Genomic DNA, 2,790 nt, shown 5'->3' on the forward strand with positions numbered 1-2,790 from the left:
CTTCGATGCGCTGGCAGCCCCGCTTTGCAGATAAGCCGACTGTTGTTCCGGTGTCGAGGAACAGGAATACGGATCCAAAGGGATAGATCCCCCTGGCACCATAGCAGATTGGAGCGCCGAAGCGCCCTCCTCGGCAAAAATGCGGACACCTTCTTTGATGCGCGGCAGGTGAAAGGCGTTGCCCGCGCCGAAAATGTCAGGACGCCCCGGTGCTAAGGGCTTGTTGCATAGGCGCAAGACCAGTAACGCGCCGTGACGCGGCTACAGGGTGCCAATGCCGGGCAGAATAGCCATGACCCGCCGATCAAGTTGCGGCGATTGCAGATCGAACAGGCCCACCTTCCGCAGCGCGGCCCGCAGGTCGATGTCGGCCCCCAGATAGTGCCACACAACCGGAGCCATGAAGGGCGAACGCTGGCGGCTGGTGATGCCAAAGGTGGTGCCGCGAAGATAGGTCTGCTGACCGCGGCCGACTGGATCAAGCACCGTCTCTACCAGAGCATCCCGTGCAAGATTTTGAAATTCCAAAATAAAGATGCGGTTTCCCAACATGGCGACCCGCCCATCATATTTCGACAGATAAAGGGTCCCATCCTCGGGGTCGCGCGACCGCTCGATGGTCTTGCTACAGATAATCCCGTCACGCTCATCAAGGCGGACAAGGGCGCAGATGACCGCGTTTTTCCAACTCTCCGTATGAAAATAGGAGTGATAATAGCCAAGATAGCGACGCAGCGGCGCCGACTGGCCGTCGAAGGCGGTGGCGAAACCGGTTGCCCCCGCGCCTGGAGTCACCATGCCCTGCAGACGCGGCAACACCGAAGGGTGACCTTCTAAACTTTCCGGCGCCATCAAAAGTTCCAGCGGCTTCAGGCCAAAGTAGCTGGCGATCCTGCGCAGATTTGCCGAGGAAGGGCGCGAAGAGCCGTTGAGGTATTTGTTGAACTGCTGGCGATTGATCCCGATACGGCGGCAGCATTCGGAAATGGACGATTCGGTAGAGCAAAGCAGACGCAGATTTGGAACCAGATTCTCTTCGTCCATCTATCGCCCATTGCCCCCAAATGCCGTGCCCATCCCACAATAGTGCGCGACCTGACGCGATACAAGCATAAAGTCGCGCCAATCCGCGACGCGGTGCGAAATTGAGATTGGGCCCCTTTTGAGGTCTCATTCCTATAGCCGAAAAAACAAGAACCATCAGTCAGGGAGAGTTTGATGACAAAGAACAGAATCGCATGGACGAAGGTCGGTCTGCCCCGCCGGGCATTCCTGAAGGGCGCGACGGCACTGGGAATGGCCTCGGTGGCTGGACTGTCCATGCCGCGCATGGCGCATGCCGCGGGCGGTACGCTGAAGACCCGCACCTATGCCGATATCCGCTCCATGGACCCAGCTTTCAGCCAGGGTGTGGTGGATGAAGAGATTCAGGCCGCGATCTACAACAAGCTCATCCAGTACAAGCCGGGCCGCGAATGGGGCTGGCAACTGGATGCCGCCGCGATGGTCGAGCAGGTGGACGACACCCATATCAACTTCGCTCTGCGCGACGATATCGGCTTCACGAACGGCTTTGGTGCGATGACCGCCGAGGACGTAAAATTCTCGTTCGAGCGGATCATCGACGATGCGCTGGAATCGACGAACAAGCCCGACTGGGGCCCCTTGGATCATGTCGAGGTTACCGGTGAGCGCACCGGCACCATCGTGCTGAAGAACGCGTTCCAGCCGCTCTGGTCGATCACGCTCCCGTATATCGCGGGCAATATCGTGTCGAAGGCCGCATTCGACAGCGTCGGCGGCAAGATCGACACCCAGCCGGTCGCGACCTCTGGCCCCTACCTGCACACTTCGTGGGAACCGAAGCAGAAGACCACGCTGACCCGCAACCCCGACTGGAAGGGCGAGCCGGTCGCCTATGACGAGATCCAAATCTTCCATATCGACGATGAAAAGGCCGCCGAGATCGCATTCGAGGCCGGTGAACTCGACTTTACCCGTGTCAGCCTCGACTCGGTCGAACGCCTGAAGTCTTCGCCCATCGACGGTGCGACTCTGGATGAATACCCGTCGCTCTACTATGCATGGGTTGGCATGAACCTCGACAATCCGAAGCTTGGCAACATCAAGTTGCGCCAGGCGATCCAGTATGCCATCGACGTGCCCTCGATCATGGCGGGTGCCTATTTCGGCGCGGCGGAACCCTCGACCGGGATCATCGCGCCTGGCCTGCCGGGCCATCGCGAAGCCTCGCTGACGGGTACCGCCGCCAATTTGGAAAAGGCGATGGCGCTGATGGCGGAATCGGGCGAAACCGATGTCTCTCTGGCCATCGACGTTCTGAACAAGTCGGCCAACGTCACCGCCGCCCAGATCATCCAGGCCAACCTCGCCGCAATCGGCATCACGCTGGAAATCCGGCTCCATGAAGGGGCGACCTTCTGGGAACTCGGCTCCAACGAAGATCTGGAACTGGTGCTGAACCGCTATTCGATGACGCCAGATCCCTATTACGCGACATCGTGGTTCATCAGCGAACAGGCAGGCATCTGGAACTGGGAGCGTTTCCGGAACGAAGAGTTCGACAAGCTGCACCTCGCGGCCCAGTCGGAAGGCGATCAGGCCAAGCGTGCCGAGATGTATGCCCGTGCACAGGACCTGATGGAAGAATCCGGCGCCTACAAGTTCATCACGCATGAATCGACGCCGGTGATCTATCGCAACTCTGTCGTTCCGGCGCTGCGCCCGGACGGACTGCCGCTCTACCGCTACTTCGGCGCGGCATAAGAC

At 59.5% G+C, this 2,790-nt stretch carries 2 protein-coding genes; one reads left to right on the plus strand and one right to left on the minus strand.

Going from position 1 to position 2,790, the window contains the following annotated elements; genetic code table 11:
* Nucleotides 1–261: 261 nt before the first annotated feature.
* Nucleotides 262–1,044: a helix-turn-helix domain-containing protein gene (locus WBB85_RS21210; RefSeq protein WP_432640567.1), complete on the minus strand. Its 783-nt coding sequence runs from the start codon at nucleotides 1,042–1,044 to the stop codon at nucleotides 262–264.
* A 174-nt stretch (nucleotides 1,045–1,218) separates the two neighbouring features.
* On the opposite strand from WBB85_RS21210, the gene WBB85_RS21215 reads away from it, so the two are divergent.
* Nucleotides 1,219–2,787: an ABC transporter substrate-binding protein gene (locus tag WBB85_RS21215; protein WP_432640568.1), complete on the plus strand. Its 1,569-nt coding sequence runs from the start codon at nucleotides 1,219–1,221 to the stop codon at nucleotides 2,785–2,787.
* Nucleotides 2,788–2,790: the final 3 nt, after the last annotated feature.

The organism is Albidovulum sp. (assembly GCF_049646345.1).
Lineage (GTDB): Bacteria > Pseudomonadota > Alphaproteobacteria > Rhodobacterales > Rhodobacteraceae > Albidovulum.